Here is a 26,059-nt window from a genome sequence, read left to right as displayed (position 1 = left end):
ATCCTCCTTGCACTATGCGTGCAGTTTTCCCGTATGGTCGATTGTTCCTTCTTTTCCTTGGATCAGTTCGCTTACCGTCACCCATTCGTATTGCTTTCCGAGCGTTTCGAGTATGGTCGGCAACGCCTCCGAAATATGTTCGCTGTTGTTGTGGCACAGTATAATGCTGCCGCCTGTCGCTCGCTTGACGACGCGTTCCACCAAGACGTCCGCCGACAGTCCTTTCCAATCCAGCGAATCCACGTCCCATTGTATACAACGCATCCCCTTTTCTTCCAATACGTCGATGAGCGTATTGCCGTAATCGCCGAACGGTGCGCGGAACACCGCGGGGTGTTTGCCCGTCAACGCGGCTATCTTGCCGTCCACTTCGTCGATTTCCCGCACGATATCCTCTCTTTTCATTTTGCCCATATTGTAATGGTGCATACTGTGGTTGCCGATTTCCATGCCGTGTTCGGCGATATATTTCGTCTCTTCGGGATAATCGTCCACCCATATCCCCGTCAGGAAAAAGGTGGCTTTTACGCCGTACCGCTCCAGCGTATCGACGATACCTTTCGTCCTCTCCGCACCCCACGACGCGTCGAAGGTAACGGCGATTTTCCTATCGTCTTCCACGCAGTATATCGGCAGTTTTTTCGTCGTTTTGGCGGCGACCGCCACGGGAACGCTCACCCCCAGCCCTACGGCAACCAAGCACACGGCGGCGACCGCCGTCAGCACGCTTTTGAGTCTACATACCCCGAACAATCTCATTATACTCTCCTTTTCGGCGCACATTTTGCGCCCTATTGTCGAAAATATACTATTTCGCCCGTATTTATTCGTATGTTCGCCCTTGACGGAATAGACTAAAAAATGCGCGTTTTCACGCGCAAATCAAAACTATCAAACGATTATTTATTGTTTCTTTTGGGATACGGCGATATCAAACAACGCGCCCCGTAGCCGATGAGGTCCGTGCGGTTGGCCTTCAGCAAGGCCGCTTTGACGATGGCGTAATTCTGCGGCTTACGATATTGCAGCAAAGCCCTCTGCATCTGCTTTTCTTCCTTACTCTTGGGCACGAAGACGGGCTTCAGCGTATCGGGGTCCATCTCGGTATAGTACATACACGTTGACTTGGTGGAGGGCGTGGGATAAAAGTCCTGCACCTGCTTGGGCATATAATTGATGGAATGCAGATATTCGGCCAACTTCACCGCGTCGCGCAAGGTACAACCGGGATGGGACGAAATGAGATAGGGCACGAGGTACTGCTGCATTCCCAATTCCTTATTGATGCGGTCGAATTTGTTTTTGAACGCCTTGTACACCTCGAAGGGCGGCTTGTTCATCAACTTCAACACGCCGTTTTCCGAGTGCTCGGGCGCCACTTTCAGTTGGCCGCTGACGTGGTGTTTGATGAGTTCGCGCAAGAACGTGTCGTCCTTGTCCAGCATGACGTAATCGAAGCGCACGCCGCTGCGGACAAAGACCTTTTTAACCCCCTCTATCCGACGCAAGGCCTCCAAAATGTCGAGATATTCCCTGTGATCGACTTGCAGATTGTCGCACGGCTCGTAGCCGATGCAATTCCTGTGTTTGCAAGCGCCCTTCTCCATCTGCTTGCGGCACGCGGGATCGCGGAAGTTGGCGGTAGGCCCGCCCACGTCGTGGATATATCCCTTAAAACCCTTGATCTTGACGAGTTGTTCGGCCTCGCCCACGATGGACTCTTTGCTCCTCTTCTGCACGATGCGGCCCTGATGATAGGTCAAGGCGCAGTACGAGCACGAGCCGTAGCACCCGCGAACGGACGTAATGCTGAATTCTACCTCTTCGATGGCGGGCACGCCCCCACTGTACATAGGATGATAAGTCCGCATATAGGGCAAGGCATACACCTCGTCCATCTCCTTGGGCGATAGGGGTAGTTGGGGCAGGTTTTGCACGACGTAACGCGCGCCGTGCTTTTGCAAAAGCACTTTGGACGAAAACGGATCGCAATTCTCGCTTTGCACATTGAACGCCTTGCAGTAACTCACCTTATCGCGGCATACGTCTTCGTACGAAGCGCACGCTATGGCCTTGCCTTCGGCAAGGTCTTGCTGTAATTTTTTACTTAACCCATCGTATGGGCAGAGATAGCACGTGCCGCGCACGTCGCGCAAACTCCCTATGGGCACGCCTCTACGGACGTAGGACAGCAGTTCTTTGAGGGTGCGCTCTCCCATGCCGTACATCAATAGGTCCGCGCCGCTATCCACCAGCACCGACGGCATCACGCGGTCCGCCCAATAGTCGTAGTGCGCGAAGCGCCGCAGGCTCGCCTCTATCCCGCCGATGAGCACGGGCGTATCGGGAAACAGTCGTTTGAGGTTTTTGCAATACACGGTGACCGCACGGTCGGGGCGCATCCCCGGCTTGCCGCCCTCGCTGTACACGTCTTCGGTACGCTTGTTTTTGGCGACGGTATAGTTGTCCACCATGCTGTCGCACACCCCGCTGCTCACGAGAAAAGCGTGCCGAGGCGCACCGAATCGGCAATAATCCGCGTCGCATTGCGGTTGGGGGACGATACACACCGAAAACCCCTCGTGTTCCACCACGCGGGACACGACGGCCATACCGAAAGACGGATGGTCGACGTACGCGTCCGCCGATACCAACACGAAGTCGGGCACCCCCTCGAATTCCTCTCTTTTGACAGGTAAAAACGGCATAGATACAGTATATCATTTCCCGCGCGATTTGGCAAGGGCAAATCCGCTTGCTTTTTCGGCAAATGCGCGCTAAAATAGCAGTATGAATATACTCGTCGACGTATCGGACAATCTTTCCAAGGGCGGCATCGTCGCCCTCAAACTACTCGGCGGCGTCGTAGCGGCCGCCGTTATTCTCTACCTCGTTTTGCTGTTTTCGCGCGTTTTGGGCGTCAAAATCGAGGAGAAGAAATACGATAAGTATTGCGAAAAATACCGTGCCGAACACGGCGGCGAGGAAGGTATGCTCTCCAAAGAGGACTTTATACGCAACCGCGCCGACGGCAAAGCCGTCGTCTGGACGCGCGACGATAGCCCCTCAGCCGACCGAGCCGCGAAGGCTTCTTCTACCGAATCGCCCTCGGTCGAAGCCACCGAGCAAGAGGACGCGCCGACTTTGCCCGCGCAGAATGTGGACGAAATGCCCGTTATTCCCTCGCAACCCGACAGCGAACGAGCAAACGACGCGAACGTCCCGACCGAACGAAACGCGGTCGACGCCAACCGATAGGCTTCACTTTTCTTTCCCACGCATACAACCACCCCGTTTTCAAATAATAACGGAGATGAAACGGTTTCTCAAAATCTCCACTATAGTCTTGTTATTCGTCACGCTCGCGGGACTGCTCGTCGCGGTCGCGTGCGTATTTTTCGTCACCAAGGACGCCACCCTCGACGAAAGCAAACTGACGCGCAAAGACCGCACGGTCAACGTACTCGCCTACGACGGACGCGCCATCGGCGTGCCCAACGCGTACGCCTCGTTCGACGAGATACCCCCTGCGCTCGTAGACGCCTTCGTCGCCGTGGAAGACAAGCGCTTTTACCGCCACCACGGGCTGGACTATCGGCGCATCGCGGGGGCTATGTGGGCCAACCTCAAACGCAAAGGCGCCAAGGAAGGCGCCAGCACCATCACCTGTCAACTCGTCAAAAACACCCATCTCAGCCAAGAAAAAACCTTGAAGCGCAAGCTAAAAGAGGCCAAACTCGCCTTGGAACTCGAAAAGAGCCATTCCAAAGAGGAAATCCTCGAGATGTATCTCAACGTCATCTATTTGGGCGGCGGTCACTACGGCGTCAAATCGGCCGCCAAGGGCTATTTCGACAAAGACCTCGACGAATTGACGACGGCGGAATGCGCGGCGATCGCCGCCACGACCGTCAATCCCACCCACTACTCTCCCGTCCGCAACCCCCAAAACAACCAAACGCGGCGCAACCGCATTTTGGATTTGATGGCCGAGCAAGGCTATATCTCGCAGGAAGAGGCCGAAAAGAGCAAAAACGCGCCGCTGCGCCTTGCCGACGGACAGCGTGATATATACAAAACGTACAGGCTTAACGCCGTAGAAGAGGCGGCGCGAATGACGGGCATAGACACCAACGCGCTCACCGAGGGCTACACCGTGTACACCTATTGCGACCCCGAGACACAAGCGCGCGCACAGGCGATTTTTCAAAGCAATTTGCTCGCAGACGGCACGGACTATATGCTTGCTTTTGCCTCTACCGACGGCGCTATTCGGGCCTTTTGCGCCACCTTTGACGAAAACGCCGCCGCCGTTCGCCGCCAAATCGGTTCGACCGTCAAGCCCTTCGTCTACGCTTCGGCCATCGAAAAGGACCTTCTTTTGCCCGATTCCATTTTGGACGACCGACCGCAATCCTTCGGCGACTATACGCCGCACAACTATCACGACGTCTACTACGGACGCATCACCGCCCGCGACGCCCTCGCCAAGAGTTCCAACGTGGCGGCCGTCAAGACGCTCGGCTATGCGGGATTGGACGATGCGTTCGCCCTCATCAATCGTTTCGGCATTCCCCTTCACCGCAAAGACAGGCACTTGGGGCTTGCCTTGGGCGGGCTGACGTATGGTAGCACCATAGACGAATTGACCTCTGCGTATTGCACGTTGGCGGCGGGCGGCATTCGTCAACGCGCCGCCTTCGTCCGCAGAGTGGTCGCGCCCGACGGCACGGTCGTATACGACAAACCGACGACGGCCGAGCGGATTATCTCCCCGTCTACCGCCTACCTCGTCACGGATATGCTGTGCGAAACCGCGCGCACGGGCACGGCGAAAAAACTCGGCGAACTGTCCATACCCATCGCGGCCAAAACGGGCACGGTGGAATGCAAAGGCGCCAACTCTGACGCTTGGTGCGCGGCCTACACGCCCCAAGCGGTCTGCATCGCTTGGGCGGGAAACCTCTCTATGGCCGAGGACAAAATGACCACGGTCTCGGGCGGCGGCGGTACGACCACCATTGTCAAGGCGATGTTTGCCCCCTTCGCGCCGCGTGATTTCACGCGCCCCGATAGCGTCGTCGATCTCGAAATAGACCAATACTCGTACGAAACGGCTGGCACGGTGCTCACGGCCTCTCCCAACGTACCCACCAAGTACCGAAAGCGTATCCTCGCCAAGTCCACCTATCGGGCGCCGCAGTCACTCCTGTTCGAAACGCCGCCTTCGGTCGAGGGTGCGTTCACGGTGGAAGGCGACGAGATTTGCCTTACTCTTACACCGCAGGCTCTCTGCTCCTACCAAGTGTTCTACGACAACGGATTTAGCACCTATCTCATAGACGAAATACGCCCCACGGACGAAAAAAGCACCGCCAAGCGCTATCCAATGGGTGCGGGTTGGTGGTGCATAAAGCCGATATTGCACGGAAAAACGGACGTCTACGGCGCGATAGAGCGCGTAATGATCGTTTGATTATTCTCTTTCGATACGATGGTATTCGACGTTGGCCAAAGCGTCCGCTATCAAGCTTTCCACGTCCAATTTGCTCTCGGCGGCCTCGATGAGCGCCAACTCGGGGCGAATAACGGGATTCTTGGGCAAAAACACGGTACAGCAATCCTCGTAGGGCAAAATGCTCGTGTCGAAGGTGCCGATTTCACGCGCAGTGACGATGATTTCCTCTTTGTCCATACCGATGAGCGGACGGAACACGGGCAGGGACTCCACGACCGAATTGGTCACCAAAATACTCTCCTGCGTTTGCGACGCCACCTGTGCCAGACTCTCGCCCGTGATGATGGAGCCGCACTTGTGCGCCTTGGCCAAGCGCTCGGCGATGCGCATCATGATACGGCGCATTATGGTGATCATATATTCGGCGGGACAATGCTCGTGAATGGCCAACTGCACCTCGGTAAACGGCACCACGTACACGTCCATATCCCCTGTGTAGGCGGTGAGGATACGCGCCAAGTCCAAGGTCTTCTCTTTGGCCATCAAGCTGGTGTAGGGATAACTGTGGAAGTGTACGGCGCACAATTTCATACCGCGCTTGGCCATGCGATAGGCCGCCACGGGGCTGTCGATACCGCCCGACAACAGCACGATCCCCTTGCCGCTACAGCCCACGGGCATACCGCCCGCCGCCGCAACGACGTCCGTGAAGACGTAGGCCGTATGATTTTCGCGTAAGTCCACGCGAATTTCCTTGTCGGGCGTATGCAAGTCTACTTTCAGGTCGGGGTGCGCTTCCAATACGTACCCGCCCAACTCGGCGGCGATTTGAATAGAAGTCAGGGCGATGGACTTATCCGCGCGATTGACCGTAATGCGGAAAGAGCCTTTGTCGGGCGCCGCCTCTGCGCATATAGCACCGATGGACGGAATATCGCTCGGCACGACCGCCGCAATGGACAGCGAATGCAAGCCGAACACTTTGCGCAATTTGTCCACGATCTCCTCGGTCAGATCCGCGTCGAAATCCTCCACCGAATACCGCCCCTGCATCTTGACGACCTTGCAGTCGTAGCCGGACAGCACTTCTTTGATATTATCCAAAAGACAGCGCTCGAAATAGGAGCGGTTGCGCCCCTTCAAATATATCTCGCCGTATCTCAACAAAATGACTTTTTTCATATTTCCTCGCTATACGCGCACGAATCTGCTCAATTTGACGTACGCTTCGTGCATTTTTTCAAACAAGTAGTCCCAATCGTACTCGTCGAAGGGATTGATGCTGATGCGCACCATTCCCATCTCATAGCCGCCCGCAAGCCCCAGCGCCTTGGGGATACGCGCCGTGCCTTTCTTGGACGAACACGCCGAGCCGATGCCTACCGTAATGCCGTATCCCTCCAACTCGTGCATCATCACTTCTCCGCGCACGCGCTCGAAAGCCATCGTGAGGATATGCGGCGCACCATTCTCGGGAGACAGCAGTTTGCACCCCTCGTGCGAAGTGACGAAATCAAGCGCACGCGTCCGCAGTTCCGCGCCTTTTTCGCGCAGTTTATCTTGCATAGCAAGATACTTCTCGGCGCACGCGCTTAGCGCGGCGATGCCTATGGCGTTTTCCGTGCCCGAGCGCAAGCCGCTCTCCTGCCCGCCGCCGTAGACGATGGGCTGCATGGATACGCCGCTTTTGACGTACAAAGCGCCCACACCCTTGGGCGCGCCGATCTTGTGTCCGCTGACCGAATACAAGTCCACGCCCAACGCGCGCAGATTGACCTTGATATGCCCGAACGCCTGCACGCCGTCCGCATGGAACAGGATGGACTCGTCGTATCTCTTGGTCAACTCGCACAGTCTGCGCACGTCGTTGACCGCGCCCGTTTCGTTGTTGACGTGCATCACGCTCACCAACACGGTGTTTTGGTCGAGCAACTTGACGAATTCCTCTTCAATCACTTTGCCGCAACCGTCCACGGGGCAATACTTCACGTCGTAGCCCATTTGGCGCAAGGCTTCCGCGGTTTGGTACACGGCGGCGTGCTCGGCGGCCGAAACGATCACCCTGCCGCCCTTTTTCTTGCGCGTGGCCAACAAGGCGGCGTTGTCGCTCTCCGAACCGCACGAAGTATAGACGATGCAGTCCGCCGTCACGCCCAACGCCTTGGCCAAAACGCCCCTTTGCGCGTTCAACGCGCGGTTGACCGCTATGGCTTCGCCGTACAAAGCGGATGGGTTATAGAACTGCTCACAGCCGTATTTTTGCACGATATCGACCACTTCGGGCAGCAATTTCGTCGTCGCGGCATTATCGAGATACATTGATTTCTCCTTTGAGTATAGATTGCATATAGTCGTCCACCGTTACGAAGTACAGTACGTCTTGGCAGACGAATTTGGTCGTAGCGGCCGTATTGGTGCATTGTTTTTGCTTGCTATACGTCGTTAAGTCCCAGTCCAAATCGGTGACGGCGGCTTGCATCACCAAGCGGTATTTGCCGTATTTGCGGTGTTTGTAGATGGCGAAGGTGCCGTTGTCGTAGACGTATTTGTAATCGGTGACGAACAAATACGCGATATTGCCGTACACGAAGCCCAACAAAAACCACACCAGCGGCACGAAGACGAACACCCAGTTGATGATGGCGGCAACGATACCCGCCGCAAGCCCCGTGACGAAGTTAAAGGCGGCCATCAGCAAAAACGCACGCTTCAGCATGATCAAGCCGTGATTTTGATTGGGCAACAAATACTCGTAGTAGGTCATCTCAATCGCACATAGGTCACGCCTTGACCGCCCTCACCCTGCTTTCCCGCGCGGAAACTGAACACGTCGGACTCGTTGAGGTACTCCCAAATGGCGTTGCGCAACGCGCCCGTACCCAACCCGTGTATGATTTTGACCTCTTCCACCTTGGCGGCGTCGGCCTCGTCGAGGAAGTTCTCCAACCGATACAAGGCTTCGTCCACCGTGCAACCCAAGAGATACAACTCGCGCTTGACGCGCGCGTTTCCCAAGGTCACTTGCTTGCGAATGGGTTTTTCGGGCGCCGCTTCTTTTTGCACAAGCAGTTTTTTGACCTCTGACGGTTTGACGATGCTTTTCAAATTGCCCATCGACACGACGTATTCGCCGTTCTTGGTAATGCTGTTCAGCACGGCTTCCTTGCGGAATTTGAGCACGAACACCTTGTCGCCCGGCTTCGGCTCGTCGTCGGTCATGGGCGGATCGTCGTCCGCCTCTTCCTCTTCGACCGTGATTCGTTCGAGTTTTTTGCGCAGTTGTGTAGCCTTAAAATACCCCGATTGCTGCGGCTCGTCCAGTAGTTTCTTCAGTTCGTCCACTATCTCGTTGACTTCGGCCAAGGCGATATCCACCAGCCTGCGCACCTCGCGACGGGCGTTTTGATTGAGTTTGTCCACCTCGGCCTGCAACTTGTTTTGCTCTTGCTTGGTGCGGCGGATCTCCTCTTCCAATTCGGCGTTCAACCGCCTGTTTTCGTCCAACTCTTCCTGCGCTTTGCGGCGCATTTGGTCGGCGCGCATCAGCACGTCCTCGAAGCGCACGCTACCTTCTTTGACGCCCGAAGCGGCGTTTTGCACGATTTGCTCGTCCAACCCCAACTTCCTCGCTATCTCGAAAGCGTTGCTCGTACCGGGCACGCCGATGATTAACTTATACAGCGGCTCGTACGTATCGGGATCGAAGTCCATCGAGGCGTTTTCCACCCTTTGGGTGGAATAGGCATATTCTTTGAGTGCGCCGTAGTGGGTGGTGATCACCGCTTTGACGCCTTTTTCGCGCAAACAATCGGTGATGGCCACGGCCAGAGCCGCACCCTGCTCGGGGTCTGTACCCGCGCCCAACTCGTCGATGAGCGCCAAGGTATTTTCGTCGGCGTGCCTGACCATATACACCACGTTGCTCATGTGCGAGGAGAAGGTGGACAGGTTTTGCTCGATACTCTGCTCGTCGCCGATGTCGGTCAACACGTTTTGGAATACGGCCACGTCGCTATCGGGCTCGGCGGGGATAAACAACCCGCTCTCCGCCATCAAACAGCAAAGCCCCGTCAATTTCAGCGTGACCGTTTTGCCGCCCGTATTAGGGCCGGTCACCAACAGAATATCGAAGTCGCCGCCCAATTCCACCGTATTGGCCACCACCTTGTGCTTTTCGATGAGCGGATGCCGCCCTTTGCGAATACGCACGTACCCTCGCTCGTTCAAGCGGGGCATGGTGCCGTCGATGGTATGGCCGTAAATGGCGCGGGCGAAAATGACGTCCAAGGCGACGATGACTTCCAGATTGACGGCCAACGGATCCGCTATCAACCCCACGCGTGCCGTGAAGTCCAGCAAAATACGCTCTATTTCTTTGTGCTCGTCGATGGAAAGTTGTTTGAGTTCGTTGTTCATCTCCACCACTTCCAAAGGCTCGACGTACACCGTTTGACCGCTCGCGGATTGGTCGTGGATCAATCCTTTTATTTGACCGCGGAAGTCGGATTTGACGGGAATGACATAGCGGTCGTCACGCTTGGTCACCAACGCCTCTTGCAAATACGGCGCATACGCCTTGGTGGTAATGAAGGACTGTATTTTCTCTTTCAAGCGCTCGTTACCGCGTTTGATGGCCTGTCGTATCGAGGCCAACTTGGGCGACGCATTGTCGCTCATCTCGGTATCGCTGATGATGGCGAGGTCGATGGCGGCCTGCAAACTATCCGCCGTAAATATTCTGGCGGCGTACGCCTTCAACAAGGGCGCCTCGGCGCTCGTATGCCCGATACTCTGCTTGGCGGCGCTGCTGACGCGTAAAACCTGCGACACTTTGAGCAAGTCGCCCATACCCAGCATAAAGCCTTTTTTGGCCAATTCCAACTGCTCGGTCACGTTTTCCACGCCCAAAGAGGGGTGAATACCGTGTTCGTACAGCAATCTATCGGCCTCAGCGGTCTCTTTGAGCATAGTATCGCATTCACCAAAACACGTATTGGGCACGGTGGCCAGCAAAATAGATTTGCCGCTTTCACTTTGCGCAAAAGCGGCCACGCGTTGCATTATCTTGTCGTATCCGAGCGACTGCAATACTTTTTCGTTCATATTTCTATCGTAGAGAAGCGCCGAAGGTATCCTTCATCGCCGCGAGGATATCGTCTACGGCGGCCACGACCTCGGCGTCCACCAGAGTACGCTCCTTGTCGCGGAAGGTCAACGCCACGGCCACGCTCTTGGTACCCAGCGGCAACGCCGCCCCTTCGTACACGTCGAAGATCTCGGCGGATTCCAACTTGTCGCCCGCGCTCTTTTTCACGACGTCCAATATATCCTTGGCCAAAATTTCCTTACGCAAGACGAACGCCAAGTCGCGGTTGATCGCGGGATATTTGGGAATCGCCTCAAAAGCGAGGAAAGGCGTCGCCGCCTCGAACAAGGGCGCCAGCGTCAATTCGGCCGCGTAAACTCGGCCCGAAAGGTCATAGTCGGCAGCAACCGAAGGATGCACTTCGCCGATATAGCCGATCTCCTGCCCGTTGAGCATCACGGCGGCGCTTCTGCCGGGGTGCAAATACGGATAGGTCTTGGGCAGCACTTCGATTTTGACGTTGAGTTTGTCCGCCACCGCGCGAACGGTGTTTTTGATGCTGTAGAAATCGCATTTCTCCCCCGTCTCGGCGATCATCAGGCGCAAAATCTCGGTAGAGGGCGCGTCAATGGCGGGATGATAGGTCTTGGCCGCCTCGTACAATTTGACGGATTTGTTGCTCCTCGTTTGGTTGAGCGCCACGGTTTTGAGCATAGAATGCAGCAACGTCGTGCGCATGACCGACAATTCTTCGCCCAAAGGATTGAGCAAAGTGATGCAGTTGCGGCGGTCGTCGTCCTCGGGCAAGCGCAGCATATCCCACGCTTTGGGCGAGATGAAACTATACGACACGATCTCGTGATAGGCCGCCACGCCCGACAACAGATTCTTCACTTTGCCCAGCCATTTGACGTTGTCGCTCACGCCGCCGTGCGTTTGTTTCTTGCCGTCCAACGGCGTCGAAACGATATTGTCGTAGCCGTAGAGGCGAATGACCTCTTCGGCGATATCGTTGGCGTTTTGGATATCCTCGCGGTATTGCGGCACCGTGATGACGAGGTCGTCGCCTTTCACCACCGTCCGCAGTTGCAGACGGTTGAGAATGTCGGCCATGGTCTTTTTGTCTATTTCGATACCCAGAATGGTATTGACTTTGGACGCTTTCACCGTAATGGTGCGCTCGTCGGTATTGCCGTCGAACACGTCCCACACGCCGCCCACGGCGACGCCCGCCGCCTGTTCGGTGATGAGTTGCACGGCACGCGCCACGCCCCACTCCTGACTGATGAAGTCGATGCCCTTCTCGAAGCGGGCGGAAGAATCGCTGCGAATGCCCAGCGCTTTGCTCGTGCGGCGGATATTGTCGCGTTTGAAGCGAGCGGATTCCAGCAAAATGGTCTTGGTGCTCTCTTCGATGCCCGAATTGAGACCGCCCATCACACCCGCCAAAGCCATGGGCGCAGTGGAATTGCAAATGACGAGGTTTTCGGGGTTCAACGCGTTGTCTTTGCCGTCCAACGTGACGATATGCTCGCCCTCTTTGGCGCGTCTAACGACGATTTGCCCGTCGGCCAAGCGGTCGTAATCGAAGGCGTGCATGGGTTGACCGATCTCGATCAGCACGTAATTGGTGACGTCAACTATATTGTTGATGGGGCGAATGCCCACCTTGCGCAATCTGCGGCGAATAATCGCGGGAGAGGGCTTGACGACGATATCTTTGACGCCCTTGATCATATAGCGGGGGCAAAGCGTCTTGTCTTCCACGGTCACTTTGATCATCTCTTTCACGTCGCCTTTCTCCTCGGTTTTGCCAAAGGCAAAAGGTTTCAGCGGTTTATCGAGCACTGCGGCGACTTCGCGCGCGATGCCCACGATGCTGTTGGTATCGGGACGGTTGGCCGTCACGCCCACGTCCAGCACCACGTCCTTGGTGTCGATGACCTCGTTGATATCCATACCCAATGTCAACTTGGACACGTCGAACGCCTTGTTGAGGATAAAGATGCCGTCGAAGCCCGCGCCCTCGTAGTCCGAGTCGTTGAGGTCGAGTTCGCTACCGCCGCACAGCATACCTTCGCTCAGCACGCCGCGCAACTCGCCCGTGCGGATCTCCTTGCCGTCGGGCAACACGGCGCCGTCCAGGCACACGGGGACGTAATCGCCCACGGCCACGTTCTTGGCGCCCGTGACGATTTGTCTTACGCCCTTCTCGCCCACGTTGATTTTGCATATTTGCAGTTTATTGGCGTTGGGATGCGGCTCGATCTCTTCGATCAAGCCCACCACGATGTTGACGTACTGCTTTTCCAAATCGATGATCTCTTCGATTTCGAACCCCGCCTTGACCAATTTGTCCGCGAGTTCCAAAGGGGTGACGTCGATATCCACAAAATCTTTCAACCAGCTATACGGTACTTTCATACTACTACCCCCTTATTTGTACTTGCGCAAGAAGCGCACGTCATTCTCGTACAAACTGCGAATGTCGGGAATGCCGTATTTGATCATGGCGATACGATCCACGCCCAAGCCGAACGCGATGCCCGAATAGACGGTGGAATCTATGCCGCAGTTGTCCAAGACGACGGGATTGACCACGCCCGCGCCCAATATTTCCAGCCAGCCCGTGCCCTTGCACAAGCGGCACCCTTTGCCGCCGCACATACAGCAGCTGACGTCCACCTCGACCGACGGCTCGGTAAAGGGGAAATACGAGGGACGGAATCGCGTCTTGGTCTCGGCGTTGAAGAGGGCCTTGGCCACCATATCCAGCGTACCTTTGAGGTGCGCCAAAGAGATATCCTTATCCACCACCAAGCCCTCAATCTGGTGGAAGATGGGGCTATGCGTGGCGTCGTCGTCCGCTCTGTAGACCTTGCCGGGCACGATAATGCGGATAGGCGGTTGCTGACTCATCATCGTGTGCGCCTGCATAGGCGAAGTATGCGTGCGCAACAAGGTGCTGTCGCTCACGTAAAAGGTATCCTGCATATCTCTCGCGGGATGATCGGGCGGAATATTCATCAGTTGGAAGTTATAGTAGTCGCTCTCGACCTCCGAGCCTTCGACGGCGGTGAAGCCCAACCCCACGAAGATATCGGTCACTTCGTTGATGACCGAAGTGATGGGGTGCACGCTACCCACCTCGACGGGGGCGTCCAACGTGACGTCCACGGTCTCTTTCTTGAGTTTGCGCTCGAGTTCGGCGGCCTTGAAGGCGGCCTCTTTCTTGGCGATCAACCCTTCGATTTCGACGCGGCCTTCGTTGATCAACTTGCCCAAACGCGGCTTATCTTGGGGCGAAACGTCTTTCATACCGCGCAAAACCGAGGTATACTCGCCGTTCTTGCCCAAAATCTTGACGCGGATTTCGTTGAGCGCGTTTAAATCCTTGGCGGCTTCGATGAGCGCGATACTCTTTGCTACAATTTTTTCAATCAAATCAAGCATAATGTTCTCCGTTCGTTAAAATATTCTATATTTTAATTTACCACGATTTGCCCCACTCGTCAAGCAACTTGACGCACCTTTGCCGTTTTTGCGTGCGTACACGCGCCCACGGGGGCAAAAAACGCGCCGATACGTCATATACTGTACCGTGCGCAAATTCAAAATCATCTTCGTAGCATTGTGTTTGGCTGCGCTGGCCGTGGCCCTATCCTGCCGAGTGGGCAAGGTCTTCGACGCGCAGATCGTCCAAAGCGGCCGCGCCAAAGTTGAAGAGGTTTTGCACGCGCAAATCAACCGCACCTGCCTTGCGGTCATCGAAAACACGGACGCGTCCTACGTCGCCGAAACCCCGCTGAGCGCCGAATCGACGCAGGTCAAAGTCAACGCCCTCGCCGTCAACAAGCTGGCAAACCAATGCAACGTACAATGCGCTCTCGACCTGCGGCAGTACGAACGCCTGCCCGTGTCCTTTCCCAAAGGCGCGCTCTTCGGCGGCTCGTATTGGGCGGACAAAGGTCGTAGCGAGATCTATACCCTGCACGTTTCGTACGACGTCGCCACCCAATACACGGCCATCTGCCAATCGGTGGGCATCAACCAAATACGCTACGCGGTCTATTTGGTCGTAGAGGCCACCGCGCACGTCACCGTACCCGCCGCCATCGAGGACTTGCACTACACCTATTACGTGCCCATATGCGAAAAAATGTACGCCGCCACCGTCCCCAACGTCTACGTCGCGGGCGAAAACGGCACCAACTTTCTGGATTTGATTCCCTGATTCCCCTACGACTTGGTGCGCGCTTTGAAGATGATGGACATCATAAAGCCGAACAGTATGGCCGCCGCCAAGCCTGCGGCGCCCGCCACGATGCCGCCCGTCAGCACGCCCAACAGCCCCGTTTCGTGCATGGCTTTGACCGCGCCTTTCACCAAAGTCGCGCCGAAGCCCACGATGGGTATGGTGATACCGCACCCCGCGAACTTCTCGATGGGATCAAAGAGTTGCGCCCCTTCCAGCGCCGCCCCGAGCAAGAGGAAAATCACGAGTATCCGCGAAGACGTCATCTTGGTATAGTTGATGAGCAGTTGACCGACGAGGCAAATCAACCCGCCCACGGCGAACGCCTGTAAAAATTGCAAGAATATATCCATCATTCCACCTCTATGGCCACGGCGTGCGCGATGGCGGGAATGCTCTCCCCCTGCAAGGACGAAACCTTGCTAAGCAAAGCACCCGTCGGCACGAACAGCACGCGCTTCAACTTGCCCTCTTTGAATTGTTGCAAAAAATAGGTGTTGAACACGCTGGACGAACAGCCCGCGCCGCTGCCGCCCATGTGCACTTTTTGCTTTTCGTCGAATACGAGTTTGCCGCAATCGAGATGATTGTCGGCCACGTCTATCCCCTCGCTTAACAACAGTTGGTGCAACATTTCCGAGCCGAAAATTCCCAAGTCGCCCGTCACGACCGCGTCGTAATAGTCCACGTTTCTATCGGTCTCCCGTAGGTGCGTGGCGATGGTGTAGGCCGCCGCCGGCGCCATAGCCGCGCCCATATTGTTGGCGTCCGTAATGTCGTAGTCTATCACCTTACCCACGGTAGCGGCGGTCACGACGGGGCCTTCGCCCTCTGCGGCCAGCACCGAACACCCGCTGCCCGTCACCGTCCACTGTGCGGTAGGCGTCATTTGCGTACCCAACTCCAACGGAAAGCGGTACTGCCGTTCCGCCGTCGAGAAGTGACTGCTCGTCGAGCACGCCACCACCCGCATACTGCCGCCCGACAAGAGGATACTGCCCAATATTAGCGCCTCGCCGAAGGTACTGCACGCGTTGTACAGCCCCAAAAACGGTATATCCAACTCCCGCGCCGAAAAGGAAGACGAAATGATTTGATTGAGCAAGTCGCCCGACAACAGCGCGTCCACGTCCGACTCTTGCAATCCCGCTCTTTCTATGGCACGCTCGATGGCCAAAAGGTGCATTTTGCACTCGGCTTTTTCATAACTTTCCTGGTCGAACAAGTCGTCCTTGGCCACCTCGTCGAAGTAGCGAGCGAGCGGCCCTTCCCCTTCTTTGGGCCCGACGATGCCGTAGCCTGCGACGATATGCGGCTTTTTCTCGAACAAAATGGTCTGCTTGCCGCCGTTCATCAAAACAACCCCACGATATAATAGACGAGCGCAATGATGATAGAAGCCACCACGCCCGACACGATGACGGGGCCTGCCACCACGAACATTTTGCTCATCACGCCCAGCACCACGCCCTCGCGGTTAAATTCCATCGCGGGTGACACCACCGAATTGGCAAACCCCGTGATGGGCACGATAGAGCCGGCGCCCGCCACCTTGCCGATTTTGTCGTACACGCCCAGTCCCGTCAACAGCGAGCCGATAAAAATCATCGTCACCGACGTCAAGCTTCCGGCGGTCACTTTGCCTATAGGCAAAAACGTGCTGTAAATCAGCCGAAACGCTTGCCCGATACAGCAAATAAACCCGCCGACCGCAAAAGCGATGGGCAGGGTTTTCAGTTCCTTGGATTTAGGCGTCGTCTTCTTGACAAGTTCGACGTACTCTTCTTTCTCTATCAAATCCGTCCTCCTCCAAAGCCTTGCTTGGGGCGTAGATCTCCACGTCCTCCGCTTGGTCTCCCAAAAAACTCAAAGGCTTTTTCATACGGGAATGATGGACGAATCCTCGCTCGCTTATGCGTATAAAATAGAAGTCAGGACATTTTATCCCGCATTTCGCGTATAATTCGCGCCTCCAACCGCGACACCTGCACTTGCGACACCCCCAGTATCGCCGCCACTTCCGACTGCGTCTTGTCGCGGTAGTAGCGCAACAATATTATTTTGCGGTCGCGCTCGTCCAAGGCCTTGATGCATTGGCGTAGCATGATACGGTCGAGCATCGCGTCCGTTTGGTCCTCGGTGCGCAGAGTATCGATGAGATAGCACCCGTCCTCGTCGTATTTCTCATAGAGGGACACGGGCGCAAGGGTACTGTCCATCGCGTACACCACTTCGGACGATTCCACCCGCAAGGCCTCGGCGATTTCGTCCATGGTGGGCTCTCGCCCCTCTTTTTGTCGGTATTCCTCGGTAAACCGCGCGATTTGCGCGGCCAGCGACTTGGTCTGGCGCGATATCTTTATCGGGCCTTCATCGCGGATATGCCGCTTGATTTCTCCCGCGATCATGGGCACGGCGTAGGTAGAAAACCGCACGCCGAACTTAACGTCGAAATTCATTATCGCCTTGTACAACCCCAAACTCCCCAGCTGGATGAGGTCGTCGTACTCCACCGAGTTCTTATACCGCTTGGCAATACTCTTTACGAGGGGCATATTTTCCGCCACCAATGTTTCGGCGGCCTCTTTATCGCCCGCTTGCGCTTTTTCTATCAGTCGTACCGTCTCATCTCGGCTCAACATGACGCGATTTGCTTCCGCATCACCACGGTCGTCCCCTCGCCGCGACGGCTCATCACCTCTACCTCGTTCATAAACGCCTGCATCAAGGTAAATCCCATACCGCTGCGCTCTTCGTTGGGCTTGCTGGTATAGAAGGGTTGCATGGCCTCTTGCACGTTGTCAAAGCCGCAGCCCTCGTCACGCACGGTCACTTGCACGCTATCTTCATAGAGGGACACTTCCACGTCAATCTCGCCGTCTTTTCCGCCGTAGGCGTGCACGACGCAGTTATTGACGGCTTCGGACACGGCCGTCTTGATATCGTTGATCTCTTCCACCGTCGGGTTGAGCAATCCGCAAAACGCGGCCACCGTGCAGCGCACGAAGGACTCTATTTTCGTCGCGGAATTCACCGTCAATCTGCAATAATTTTCCATTTTCATAGCTTACCTCACCAAATTGAGTATCGAGTATATGCCCGTAAGGCGAAACAACTTGTCCACTTGTCTGTTGACGTTTTTGACGCACAATTCGATATTGCGGTCGCGCATGACTTTGTACCTGGCGAGTATGGTGCCTATGCCCGTGCTGTCCATAAAATCCACGTTTTCAAAGTTCAATACGACCGTCAACGGATAGGCGTCCGCGGCTTTATCCAACGCGCGGCGCAAGGAGGGCGCCGTATATTCGTCTATATACCCGTGAGGACTTACCACTACCGTATCTCTGTCACCCGTTATCTCGATGTCCATCTTCTACCTCCCAACCAGTCGGCTTGTACTCACAGTATACCCCCGTATGACTGTAAAAAAATAAGGTAATTTGACGCCAAACCACCTTATTTGTCATAAAAAAATACCCAAAACAACACGTCGGAAAGTCGAAAGCTTCGAAACGGCGCTCTACCTCCTGGGCTACCGCGCATTCGCGCAGGTTGGACTCGAACCAACGACCTCCGGGTTATCAGCCAAAAATAGAAGGATGCTTTCCGTAGCCGACTCGCTTGGTAAGTTGCGCTCAATTTCTCCCCGCGAACGGGGGGAACAGGATCTCCTTGGGCATACGCCCCTATAGAAGGATGAGCGACAATAGCCAAGCGGTTGTTTTGGATATTATTATAATAGGTTGCTATTTGCGTTTTGTCAATAGCCTTACAGCAAATTTCCCACGATATAATCGATATCGTAGGCGGACACGAACGCCTTTTCGGGCTCGCCCTCCTCCGCCACGGGCAATTCGACGCGCTCTTTGCCAAAGACGATATCCGCCTCTTCGGGCGTCTCTGCCAACTCCCCTCTCGCTTGCGCGTTCAGGCATACCAAATCGTACAAGTTGGGTTTTTGCATATACACGGTGGCTTTGGCCATCGTGAGCGCCTTGTTCTGCGTGGTCTCCAGCATATTCAAACCGAACTGCTCCCCGCTGAGGTCAGCCCAGATGAACGTCTTTTCTTCGAAGTCGTAGACGACGGGCAGGCACATATTGCCGTCGGTCGTCAAAGACATCTTCATTTCGACCGTTCTCGGCTCGAAAATCTCGCCCGAATTGGGTTCTTCACGGTTCATCCAACCGAAAGCGGCGTGTTCCAAGGTGTTGAAAGGCTGGGAAGTATAGCAAAACACCATAAAAACCGCGTACCGCGCGCCTGCTTTGCGGCATTCGTCCACGTTGAGGTCGATAAATTCGGCCACGCCTTCGCCGTCGAAATCGCCGCCGTTGACGATATCACCCGAATGATAGCCGAGCGCACCCTCGCGCAGATGGGTGAACGAGATATGCGCGACGTATTCCCAGTCCTTATTCAGCAATTCGGCGGACAAATCCACGTCCACTCGATTGCCTTTGCGGGTATCGGTCCACCAGATAAAGCCGCGCACCGTCTTGGCGTCCAAGGCGAAGCGACTGCCGCGCGTCACGATTTTGGACGTACCCAAAGCGCTGCGCTGACCGAACGGCACGACGATATCCCGTAGCGACTCGTCGACGTACACTTTTCCCATGGGCTCGCGCGTTTTGTACACGTCCAGCAACGCGGCCGTGCACACGTCCACGAGTTTTCGACAGACCGCCTCGTCGAGGTACACTTCGACTTGCTCGATCTCTTCCACCTTGGCCAGCATACCCTTGGGGAAGACGAAACGGCCGACCTTTTTCTCGTTGCGATGACGATAGAACTCTCGCAAATTGAGCAATACGGGCGTAGACACCTCTTTGGCCACTTGGGCGAAAGCGTCCAGGATATCGTCCGAGCACGCGGGATTGTCGCGCAGGATCTTGTCCAATCTACGCGCAAATTCGGTGGGGCGTTTGGATAGCAATTTCACCAAGCCGTCTACATCTTTGTTGATAATATACGCCTCTACCGCGCCGTTGAAATACTGCGGTTTGTGTTGGTTGCGCAGCATATCGAACGCCTTGACGACGCCTTGATATTTGCCCGCTTTGAACTCAAACGGATGCACGATTTCACCGATACGCAGCCATTTTTGGCGATAACGGAACAAATCTTCGTCGATTTTGCCGCAATTTGCCAGCAAATCCATCACCATACGGCGATGCTCTCTGTCCAGATTGTCATACTTGCAGTTTCTCGCCAAACTGACGTCGCCGCCCGAAGCCGCCGTGATCATGCGCAGTACGTCGGTCGCGGTCTTGACGTATTTGCCGATGCCCGCGGCGCCGTATCTGTCGGGTGACAGGAACATCATCGCGGTCACCACGGCGACGTTTTCCTTAAACGGAATGGTTTCAGGCAACACCGTCGAGTAATCCTCGTAGTTCTCGATGAAGATTTTGAAGTCGCACACGTCCACGGATGACAACGAAGTGGGGCTGTTCAAAAGATTTTGAATCATCTCCACGACTTCCTCTTTCTTGCCGAGGTTGAGAATACGCAGTTTTCCCGCCTCTTTCAATGCGGGGCGCGGATCCTCTACGTAATAGGGCTTCAACAGCCCGAACGTAGCATAATGAACGATGGCGTTGAAAAACAACTCCACGTCACTTGCCTCGGCCACTTGCTCGGGGAAATTGGGGTACATCGGATTATATTGCACGTTGGCGCCCACTTTTTTGCGCAAGTAAAACATCATCATGGGCACGAGGTCTTTCATTTCGTCGAGGCTGTACGCAGACAGCACGCGAATACATTGCACGGACGGTTCGAAGCCGAGGCTGATCATATTGCCCACGGCGGCCACCAAGTAGGCCTTCTCGTACTCGTTCTGCACGTACGTAATATCTTTGGGTTGCAACAACAATGCGTCCTTACGGCGCAACATCATCTCGAAGAAGTTATCCATACTGTCCTCCTCATTCACATATTTCAATTAACACATTTTCAATATAGGATGACGCAACACGTTTGTCAATGGTAAATTAAAAAATAATTGACAATCGTCGTTATTCGTTCACGAAAGATACGTCAATCCGAAGCACTTGCGGAATCCCTAAGTAGTGGCACTTCCCTCTATCCACTCCGCAGACAATCATCTATTTCATACCGCAACTTGCGCCCCGAGCAAACTTCACTCAAGGCTTTGCCTTGAACTTCACTGCGAATGCAACTTCTCTTCGCCGTAGGCGAAACTTCACTCACGCCTTTGGCGTGTCCGGTTCGGTGTATAAGCCTTTCGCTTCGCTCAAGACTATCCACCCGCTCGCCGTGGGCGTCCTTCACCAAACATTGGCTCGCGCACCTTTACGTGCGCGCCCCTTTTGTTTTATCCCTCGCGCCTTTGTGCAAGCACAAGTCGTTTCCCTGCACCTTCCTTTTGTAGTGCTTTATCCCACTTCGTTCGGTGTATAAGCCTTTCGCTTCGCTCAAGACTATCCACCCGCTCGCCGTGGGCGTCCCTCACCAAACATTGGCTCGCGCACCTTTACGTGCGCGCCCCTTTTTGTTTTATCCCTCGCGCCTTTGTGCAAGCACAAGTCGCGGGGATAAAACAAAAGCGACCTACTTTGTAGGTCGCCAATGTTTGGTGGGAAGAGGTGGATTCGAACCACCGAAGTCACTGACAACAGATTTACAGTCTGCTCCCTTTGGCCACTCGGGAATCTTCCCAAAATCTGGAGCTGGTGAACGGAATCGAACCATCAACCTGCTGATTACAAATCAGCTGCTCTGCCATTGAGCCACACCAGCATGACAAGAATAGCCGATTTGGTGCCCAGGGCCGGACTTGAACCAGCGACACGCGGATTTTCAGTCCACTGCTCTACCAACTGAGCTACCTGGGCAAATTTGGCGATCCGGAACGGGCTCGAACCGTCGACCTCCAGCGTGACAGGCTGGCATTCTAACCAACTGAACTACCGGACCGCGTTTGTAATATCTTTTGGTGGGCCTTCAAGGACTCGAACCTTGGACCGATCGGTTATGAGCCGACTGCTCTAACCAACTGAGCTAAAGGCCCGCATCTAATGTATTTGGTCGAGGTGACATGACTCGAACATGCGACCTCATGGTCCCAAACCACGTGCGCTACCAACTGCGCTACACCTCGATGGGCTCAACCTAAGACTATCCTATAATAGTATATTTCCAAGTGAATGTCAACAATTTTTTCGCGCATTTAGCAACTTTTTTTTGCATTTTTACGCATTTAACACGTTGCCTATTCCTTGTGATTATGCACCACTCTGAAAGTGATCACCGCTACGCCGTTCTCTTTCTCTTTGGCGGCGTCGTTGGTCGTGTACATTCGCTCGAGAAAATCCAATTCCGTCTCGTTGCGGATGATGGGACCTTTCTTATCCGAAGACACGTACAATTCCAAAAAACTTTGGAAGCACTCTATTTTGACCACTTCCACCTTGCACACTTCCATACTCCCCGTATGCTTCACCAGATACAACGTTGCGCTCGGCGCCAACTGTCGCACCAACGCGTCGTTGACCGTGCAAATGGCGTTCACGCCCCCGCGCACGGCGTCGAAAGTACGCAGGTCCAACTCGATGGCCACGTTATGTTTGGTCTTGAGTTCCTGTTGCAATTCCTTTTGCTCCTGCTTTTTCTGCTGGCGGTGCTGTATGCGCAACTTTTCGAGCTTGGCGCACTGCATAGGTTGAAATGTATAATTTTGATTGACGCCCCGTTTGATGCCCAACTGCTTTTCGAGTTGCAAATAACTGCATCCCATCTTTTCACAGCAACTTTTCAGGAGCAGCAAAGCCATCAACGCGTCGTCGTCCGCCTTGTGATGGGTAAAGGATACGTGCATTTCCTCCGCGGCTTTATCCAACCCAATGCCGTTCATCACGTCGTAGATGGCCGAATAAATCATCTGCGTGCAGATATATTTGAATTTAAGCGCGGGCACACGCGCGCGCTTGCACGCCTCGTTCAGCATAAACATATCGCTATTGGCTGAGTGCGCCAAAACGATGGTATCCTTTGCGAACAAAGACGCTATCTTGTCGTATTGCTCGGCAAATGTAGGCGCGGCTTCGGCCTGTTCCTTCGTCACCGAAAACTCTATCGGCTTGCGGAACTTGGCCACAAAGCGGCACTTGGGATTGATAACGATGTCTTCTTTGGCAATCACTTGGAAATTCTCGTCCGCCAAAACGTATCCGACGGAAAAGACGCTTCCTTTTACGTAGCGATTGCACGCTTCTAAGTCTATAGCCAAAAACTGCATATCAAAAAAATGTGCCCTCTTGCGAGGGCACAATTACTCTTGAGGATTAGTTGTTGTCACCATCCGTTTCGTCGTCGCTACCCGCGAAGTTCGCCAACATTTCCGCAAAGGCGTTGTTGGTCGCGGACGCACCGGCGTTGTAGGCCTCCATATTCTGCTTCTCTTCTTCGCTCATGAGGTTATCCTCGGGCTTGCGAGGTTTACGCTCTTGTTGCGGACGGTCGAAGTTGCGTTTGCGAGGCGCACGAGCGGGTCTCTCACCCTCTTCTTGCGACTTGGCGGGGGCGTTGAGGTCTTTGATGGACAAGGCGATACGATTGTCGTTGAAACTGATGACTTTCGCTTCGACTTCCTGCCCGACGGTCAGCACGTCCTCCACGGACTCGATCTTGTCGTTGGAGATATTGCTGATGTGTACCAAACCGTCCACACCCGGCTCGATGCTGATGAAGGCGCCGAATTTAACGATGGATTGCACGGTACCCTTGACGATGGTGCCCTCGGGATACTTCTCGGCGGCCACTTCGTAGGGTTGACGTTGGATCTGCTTGTAGGACAAGGTCACCTTGTAGTTGTCGGGATCGACCTTGATGATGAGGAACTCGTACTCTTTGCCTTGTTCCAAAATGGTGGCGGGATCCGCGTGACGCACCCAGCTGATTTCGCTGGAGGGGCACAAGCAGTCAAAGCCGTACACGTTGACGAAGACGCCGAAGGTGACGAACTTCTTCACGACGCCGGGCACGATATTGTTGACCTCGAAACGGTCCTTGTTGGCGTCGAAGATGTCCTTCTTCTCTTGCTCTTCTTTTGCAATGCGCTCTTCGCGCGCTTTCTTGCGCTCGGCCGCTTGTTGTCTGCGCTCGGCGAGGAGCACGTTCTTGCGGGAAGCCACGATGCGTTTGCCTGAGGACTCACGCTCGCCTTCTTCTTTCTTGGGAGGTAACTTCTTGACGGTGATGGTCTGCCCCACGTAGGACTCCAACTCCTCTTGCTCGACGTGTTTCACGTCAACGTGCGAAGCGGGGATGAAGATGATGTAGTCGCCCTTGCTGCCGAGCAAACCGCCCTTGACCGCTTTGTTGACCACGACGTCGAACTTGCCGGTAGTCAGTTCTTTCTCGGCCTCGGCGCGAGCCTCGCGAGCCAAATGGTCTTGATCCACGGCCTTCTTGGACAAGGTCAACAAGGATTTGTCTTTTTCCTTGTTCTCGATAATCTTCGCCTTGAACGTGTCGCCCACGCTGTACTTGGATTGATCGTATTCTTCCACACCGCAATTCTCGGCGGAAATGAACCCGTCTTTCTTTTGACCGCAAGCCACGATAAGACCGTCATCACGCACGGTGAGGACTTTGCAATTCAACACTGCGCCGGGCTTGATATCGACCATGCTCTCCAATGCTTGAGCCATCGTCGTGATAGGGGCTGCTTTCTCTTCCTCTTGGGGTGCAGAAATGACTTCTGCTGCTGATTCGTCGACAGTAACTTCGACTTCTTCGCCATTGACGGCTTTCTCTTCGATACTCATTCTTGTTATTACCTCCGTTACCAACTCCAGCGGTGTGGATGCACCTGTCGCTACCCCTACAGTTGATATTTTTTGTTTTGTTTTGATTTTGCCTACGTCTTGCGCACTTTCGACCAAAACCACGTCTTGCGAGTGGTCGCGGCACAACTCCACCAGGGCGCAAGTGTTCGCACTGCGGGCGCTGCCTATCACCATCATGGCGTCGCAACGCTCGGCCAAGCGGACAGACTCTTCCCTTCGTACTATCGTAGTATAACAAATAGTTCTTTTCTTGACAAGCGTTTTATCATACTTTTTGTAGGCAATATCCAAAATATTTGCCAAAATTTCGTATTTATTTTGCGCAAGCGTGGTTTGCGAGGCCAAAACCGCGTTTTTTCGAGGAATATGGCGCAATGCCTCTTCTTCCGAGCCCATCACGACGACTTCGGGGTAATCTTCGATTATCGCCTTGATTTCATCGTGCTTTTCGTCCCCCAAAAGGATGGCGTCGCACCCTTCCCGTATGGCGGTTTCGACGACTTCGCGCACCTTGGCGACGTTGGGGCAGGTGGCGTCCACCACCTTGACGCTCGGGTCCAAAGCCGCTTCGAACTTGCGGCTCGCGCCGTGCGCCCGTATCACCAACGCGCAGTTTTTCAACGCCAAGGCCTCATCGCGGTCGACCGATTTCAGCCCTTCCCGCTCGAGCGAACGGCACGCGTATTCGTTGTGCAAGAGTTGCCCCAACGTAAAGACGGGCAAGCCGTACTCTTTGGCTTGCCGCGCTTTGGCTATGCAGGCTTTGCCGCTTTCGCAAAGCCCGATATGTTTGGCCAAAATCAGTTTCATTCCGTCTTCTTGCGCTTGCGCTTTTTGGCGGTCACCGTTTCGTCCAATTCCGCCTTCATACGGCTCATTGTTTCATACAAAACCGCCGTCGCGCCTTCGCGTGCGTCCTTTGGACTCATCTCCTTGAATTCATCCAATTTGATAGGATTGCCCACCATCATATACACCCGCCGAAAGGGCTTTGGTTTCTTGTGTATCACCATAGGCAGAATGTCACATTCGCCCTTTAGGGCGAAAGTCACCGCCCCGGGCAGCAACGGTTGCAGCTGCATATTGTCGGGACGGTTGCGCGTTCCCTCGGGGAAAATGATCAACTGATGCCCGTCCGCAAGCACCTTGAGGCTGGCACGATACGCGGCCAGATCGTTCTCCCCTCTATGGATGCTGATAGCGCCCGATTTGCGCAAAAACCAGGCCACGAATTTGTTGTGAAACAACTCCTCTTTGGCGATGCAATAGCACCCGCCCCACAGGAATTGGTGCCCGATAATGGCGACGTCCAAGCCGCTGTAATGGTTGCAGCAAACGACGGCTTTTTCCTTAAAATATTTCTCTTTTCCGTACACTTTGGTTGGGAATAACACCCACATCAAAGGCGCGGTAATGACCTTGAAAAAATTGAAAAAACTCAT

21 protein-coding genes and 7 tRNA genes are annotated in these 26,059 nt (G+C 54.7%); 3 read left to right on the top strand and 25 right to left on the bottom strand.

Going from position 1 to position 26,059, the window contains the following annotated elements:
- Positions 1 to 12: 12 nt before the first annotated feature.
- Positions 13 to 759, bottom strand: a complete 747-nt coding sequence (locus II896_05245) for a polysaccharide deacetylase family protein (protein ID MBQ4444035.1) — start codon at positions 757 to 759, stop codon at positions 13 to 15.
- Positions 760 to 899: 140 nt separating this feature from the next.
- Positions 900 to 2,708, bottom strand: a complete 1,809-nt coding sequence (locus II896_05240; GenBank protein MBQ4444034.1) for a YgiQ family radical SAM protein — start codon at positions 2,706 to 2,708, stop codon at positions 900 to 902.
- Positions 2,709 to 2,790: 82 nt separating this feature from the next.
- On the opposite strand from II896_05240, the gene II896_05235 reads away from it, so the two are divergent.
- Positions 2,791 to 3,258, top strand: a complete 468-nt coding sequence (locus tag II896_05235) for a hypothetical protein (protein MBQ4444033.1) — start codon at positions 2,791 to 2,793, stop codon at positions 3,256 to 3,258.
- A gap of 55 nt (positions 3,259 to 3,313) precedes the next feature.
- Positions 3,314 to 5,476 carry a transglycosylase domain-containing protein gene (locus II896_05230; protein MBQ4444032.1) on the top strand — a complete coding sequence of 721 codons (2,163 nt, stop codon included), beginning with the start codon at positions 3,314 to 3,316 and terminating at the stop codon, positions 5,474 to 5,476.
- Here II896_05230 and thiI read toward each other — a convergent pair whose 3' ends face one another.
- From thiI to pheS, 6 genes are read right to left on the bottom strand one after another with little or no spacing between them, the layout of a single operon-like run.
- Entirely contained in the window at positions 5,477 to 6,640 is a 1,164-nt protein-coding gene (gene thiI, locus II896_05225) for a tRNA 4-thiouridine(8) synthase ThiI (protein MBQ4444031.1), read from the bottom strand.
- Between the two features lie 9 nt (positions 6,641 to 6,649).
- Positions 6,650 to 7,777 (bottom strand): cysteine desulfurase, encoded by a 1,128-nt coding sequence (locus tag II896_05220; protein MBQ4444030.1) that lies wholly within the window; start codon positions 7,775 to 7,777, stop codon positions 6,650 to 6,652.
- Positions 7,764 to 8,222 carry a hypothetical protein gene (locus II896_05215; GenBank protein MBQ4444029.1) on the bottom strand — a complete coding sequence of 153 codons (459 nt, stop codon included), beginning with the start codon at positions 8,220 to 8,222 and terminating at the stop codon, positions 7,764 to 7,766. Before II896_05215 ends, II896_05220 begins: the two co-directional genes overlap by 14 nt.
- The gene (locus tag II896_05210; GenBank protein MBQ4444028.1) at positions 8,219 to 10,561 is read right to left on the bottom strand and encodes an endonuclease MutS2; all 2,343 of its coding nucleotides are present in this window, start codon (positions 10,559 to 10,561) and stop codon (positions 8,219 to 8,221) included. Before II896_05210 ends, II896_05215 begins: the two co-directional genes overlap by 4 nt.
- A gap of 4 nt (positions 10,562 to 10,565) precedes the next feature.
- Positions 10,566 to 12,968, bottom strand: coding sequence for a phenylalanine--tRNA ligase subunit beta (locus II896_05205; GenBank protein MBQ4444027.1), 2,403 nt, complete (start codon positions 12,966 to 12,968; stop codon positions 10,566 to 10,568).
- Between the two features lie 12 nt (positions 12,969 to 12,980).
- A complete protein-coding gene (gene pheS, locus II896_05200; protein ID MBQ4444026.1) occupies positions 12,981 to 13,997 on the bottom strand; it encodes a phenylalanine--tRNA ligase subunit alpha in 1,017 nt (338 codons plus the stop codon).
- Positions 13,998 to 14,145: 148 nt separating this feature from the next.
- On the opposite strand from pheS, the gene II896_05195 reads away from it, so the two are divergent.
- On the top strand, positions 14,146 to 14,778 hold the full coding sequence (locus tag II896_05195) for a hypothetical protein (protein MBQ4444025.1): 633 nt from the start codon (positions 14,146 to 14,148) through the stop codon (positions 14,776 to 14,778).
- A gap of 5 nt (positions 14,779 to 14,783) precedes the next feature.
- Here II896_05195 and II896_05190 read toward each other — a convergent pair whose 3' ends face one another.
- The 17 genes from II896_05190 to II896_05110 all read right to left on the bottom strand — a co-directional run bounded on the left by II896_05190 (position 14,784) and on the right by II896_05110 (position 26,059).
- Positions 14,784 to 15,140: a SpoVA/SpoVAEb family sporulation membrane protein gene (locus tag II896_05190; protein ID MBQ4444024.1), complete on the bottom strand. Its 357-nt coding sequence runs from the start codon at positions 15,138 to 15,140 to the stop codon at positions 14,784 to 14,786.
- 11 nt (positions 15,141 to 15,151) lie between these two features.
- Positions 15,152 to 16,153, bottom strand: coding sequence for a stage V sporulation protein AD (spoVAD, locus tag II896_05185; protein ID MBQ4444023.1), 1,002 nt, complete (start codon positions 16,151 to 16,153; stop codon positions 15,152 to 15,154).
- Positions 16,153 to 16,596, bottom strand: coding sequence for a stage V sporulation protein AC (gene spoVAC / locus II896_05180; protein ID MBQ4444022.1), 444 nt, complete (start codon positions 16,594 to 16,596; stop codon positions 16,153 to 16,155). The genes spoVAD and spoVAC overlap by 1 nt, the downstream gene beginning before the upstream one ends.
- A 134-nt stretch (positions 16,597 to 16,730) precedes the next feature.
- Positions 16,731 to 17,441 carry a SigB/SigF/SigG family RNA polymerase sigma factor gene (locus II896_05175; protein MBQ4444021.1) on the bottom strand — a complete coding sequence of 237 codons (711 nt, stop codon included), beginning with the start codon at positions 17,439 to 17,441 and terminating at the stop codon, positions 16,731 to 16,733.
- The gene (spoIIAB, locus tag II896_05170; protein MBQ4444020.1) at positions 17,435 to 17,857 is read right to left on the bottom strand and encodes an anti-sigma F factor; all 423 of its coding nucleotides are present in this window, start codon (positions 17,855 to 17,857) and stop codon (positions 17,435 to 17,437) included. Before spoIIAB ends, II896_05175 begins: the two co-directional genes overlap by 7 nt.
- A gap of 9 nt (positions 17,858 to 17,866) precedes the next feature.
- A complete protein-coding gene (locus II896_05165; GenBank protein ID MBQ4444019.1) occupies positions 17,867 to 18,172 on the bottom strand; it encodes an STAS domain-containing protein in 306 nt (101 codons plus the stop codon).
- 174 nt (positions 18,173 to 18,346) lie between these two features.
- A tRNA-Ile gene (locus tag II896_05160) sits at positions 18,347 to 18,437 on the bottom strand.
- A gap of 134 nt (positions 18,438 to 18,571) precedes the next feature.
- Positions 18,572 to 20,722, bottom strand: a complete 2,151-nt coding sequence (locus II896_05155) for a TerD family protein (protein MBQ4444018.1) — start codon at positions 20,720 to 20,722, stop codon at positions 18,572 to 18,574.
- A gap of 679 nt (positions 20,723 to 21,401) precedes the next feature.
- Positions 21,402 to 21,486: transfer RNA gene (locus tag II896_05150), tRNA-Tyr, on the bottom strand.
- A 6-nt stretch (positions 21,487 to 21,492) separates the two neighbouring features.
- Positions 21,493 to 21,567: transfer RNA gene (locus tag II896_05145), tRNA-Thr, on the bottom strand.
- A 19-nt stretch (positions 21,568 to 21,586) separates the two neighbouring features.
- A tRNA-Phe gene (locus tag II896_05140) sits at positions 21,587 to 21,662 on the bottom strand.
- A gap of 5 nt (positions 21,663 to 21,667) precedes the next feature.
- Positions 21,668 to 21,744 (bottom strand) — tRNA-Asp (locus II896_05135).
- A 17-nt stretch (positions 21,745 to 21,761) separates the two neighbouring features.
- Positions 21,762 to 21,838 (bottom strand) — tRNA-Ile (locus tag II896_05130).
- A gap of 14 nt (positions 21,839 to 21,852) precedes the next feature.
- Positions 21,853 to 21,928 (bottom strand) — tRNA-Pro (locus tag II896_05125).
- A 111-nt stretch (positions 21,929 to 22,039) separates the two neighbouring features.
- Positions 22,040 to 23,056, bottom strand: a complete 1,017-nt coding sequence (locus II896_05120; protein ID MBQ4444017.1) for a hypothetical protein — start codon at positions 23,054 to 23,056, stop codon at positions 22,040 to 22,042.
- A gap of 55 nt (positions 23,057 to 23,111) precedes the next feature.
- Entirely contained in the window at positions 23,112 to 25,427 is a 2,316-nt protein-coding gene (locus tag II896_05115; GenBank protein ID MBQ4444016.1) for a S1 RNA-binding domain-containing protein, read from the bottom strand.
- A complete protein-coding gene (locus II896_05110) occupies positions 25,424 to 26,059 on the bottom strand; it encodes a 1-acyl-sn-glycerol-3-phosphate acyltransferase (GenBank protein ID MBQ4444015.1) in 636 nt (211 codons plus the stop codon). The genes II896_05115 and II896_05110 overlap by 4 nt, the downstream gene beginning before the upstream one ends.

The organism is Clostridia bacterium, from assembly GCA_017394805.1.
In the GTDB taxonomy this organism is placed as follows: domain Bacteria; phylum Bacillota; class Clostridia; order Christensenellales; family CAG-1252; genus RUG14300.
This window is presented reverse-complemented; position numbering and strand designations above follow the sequence as displayed.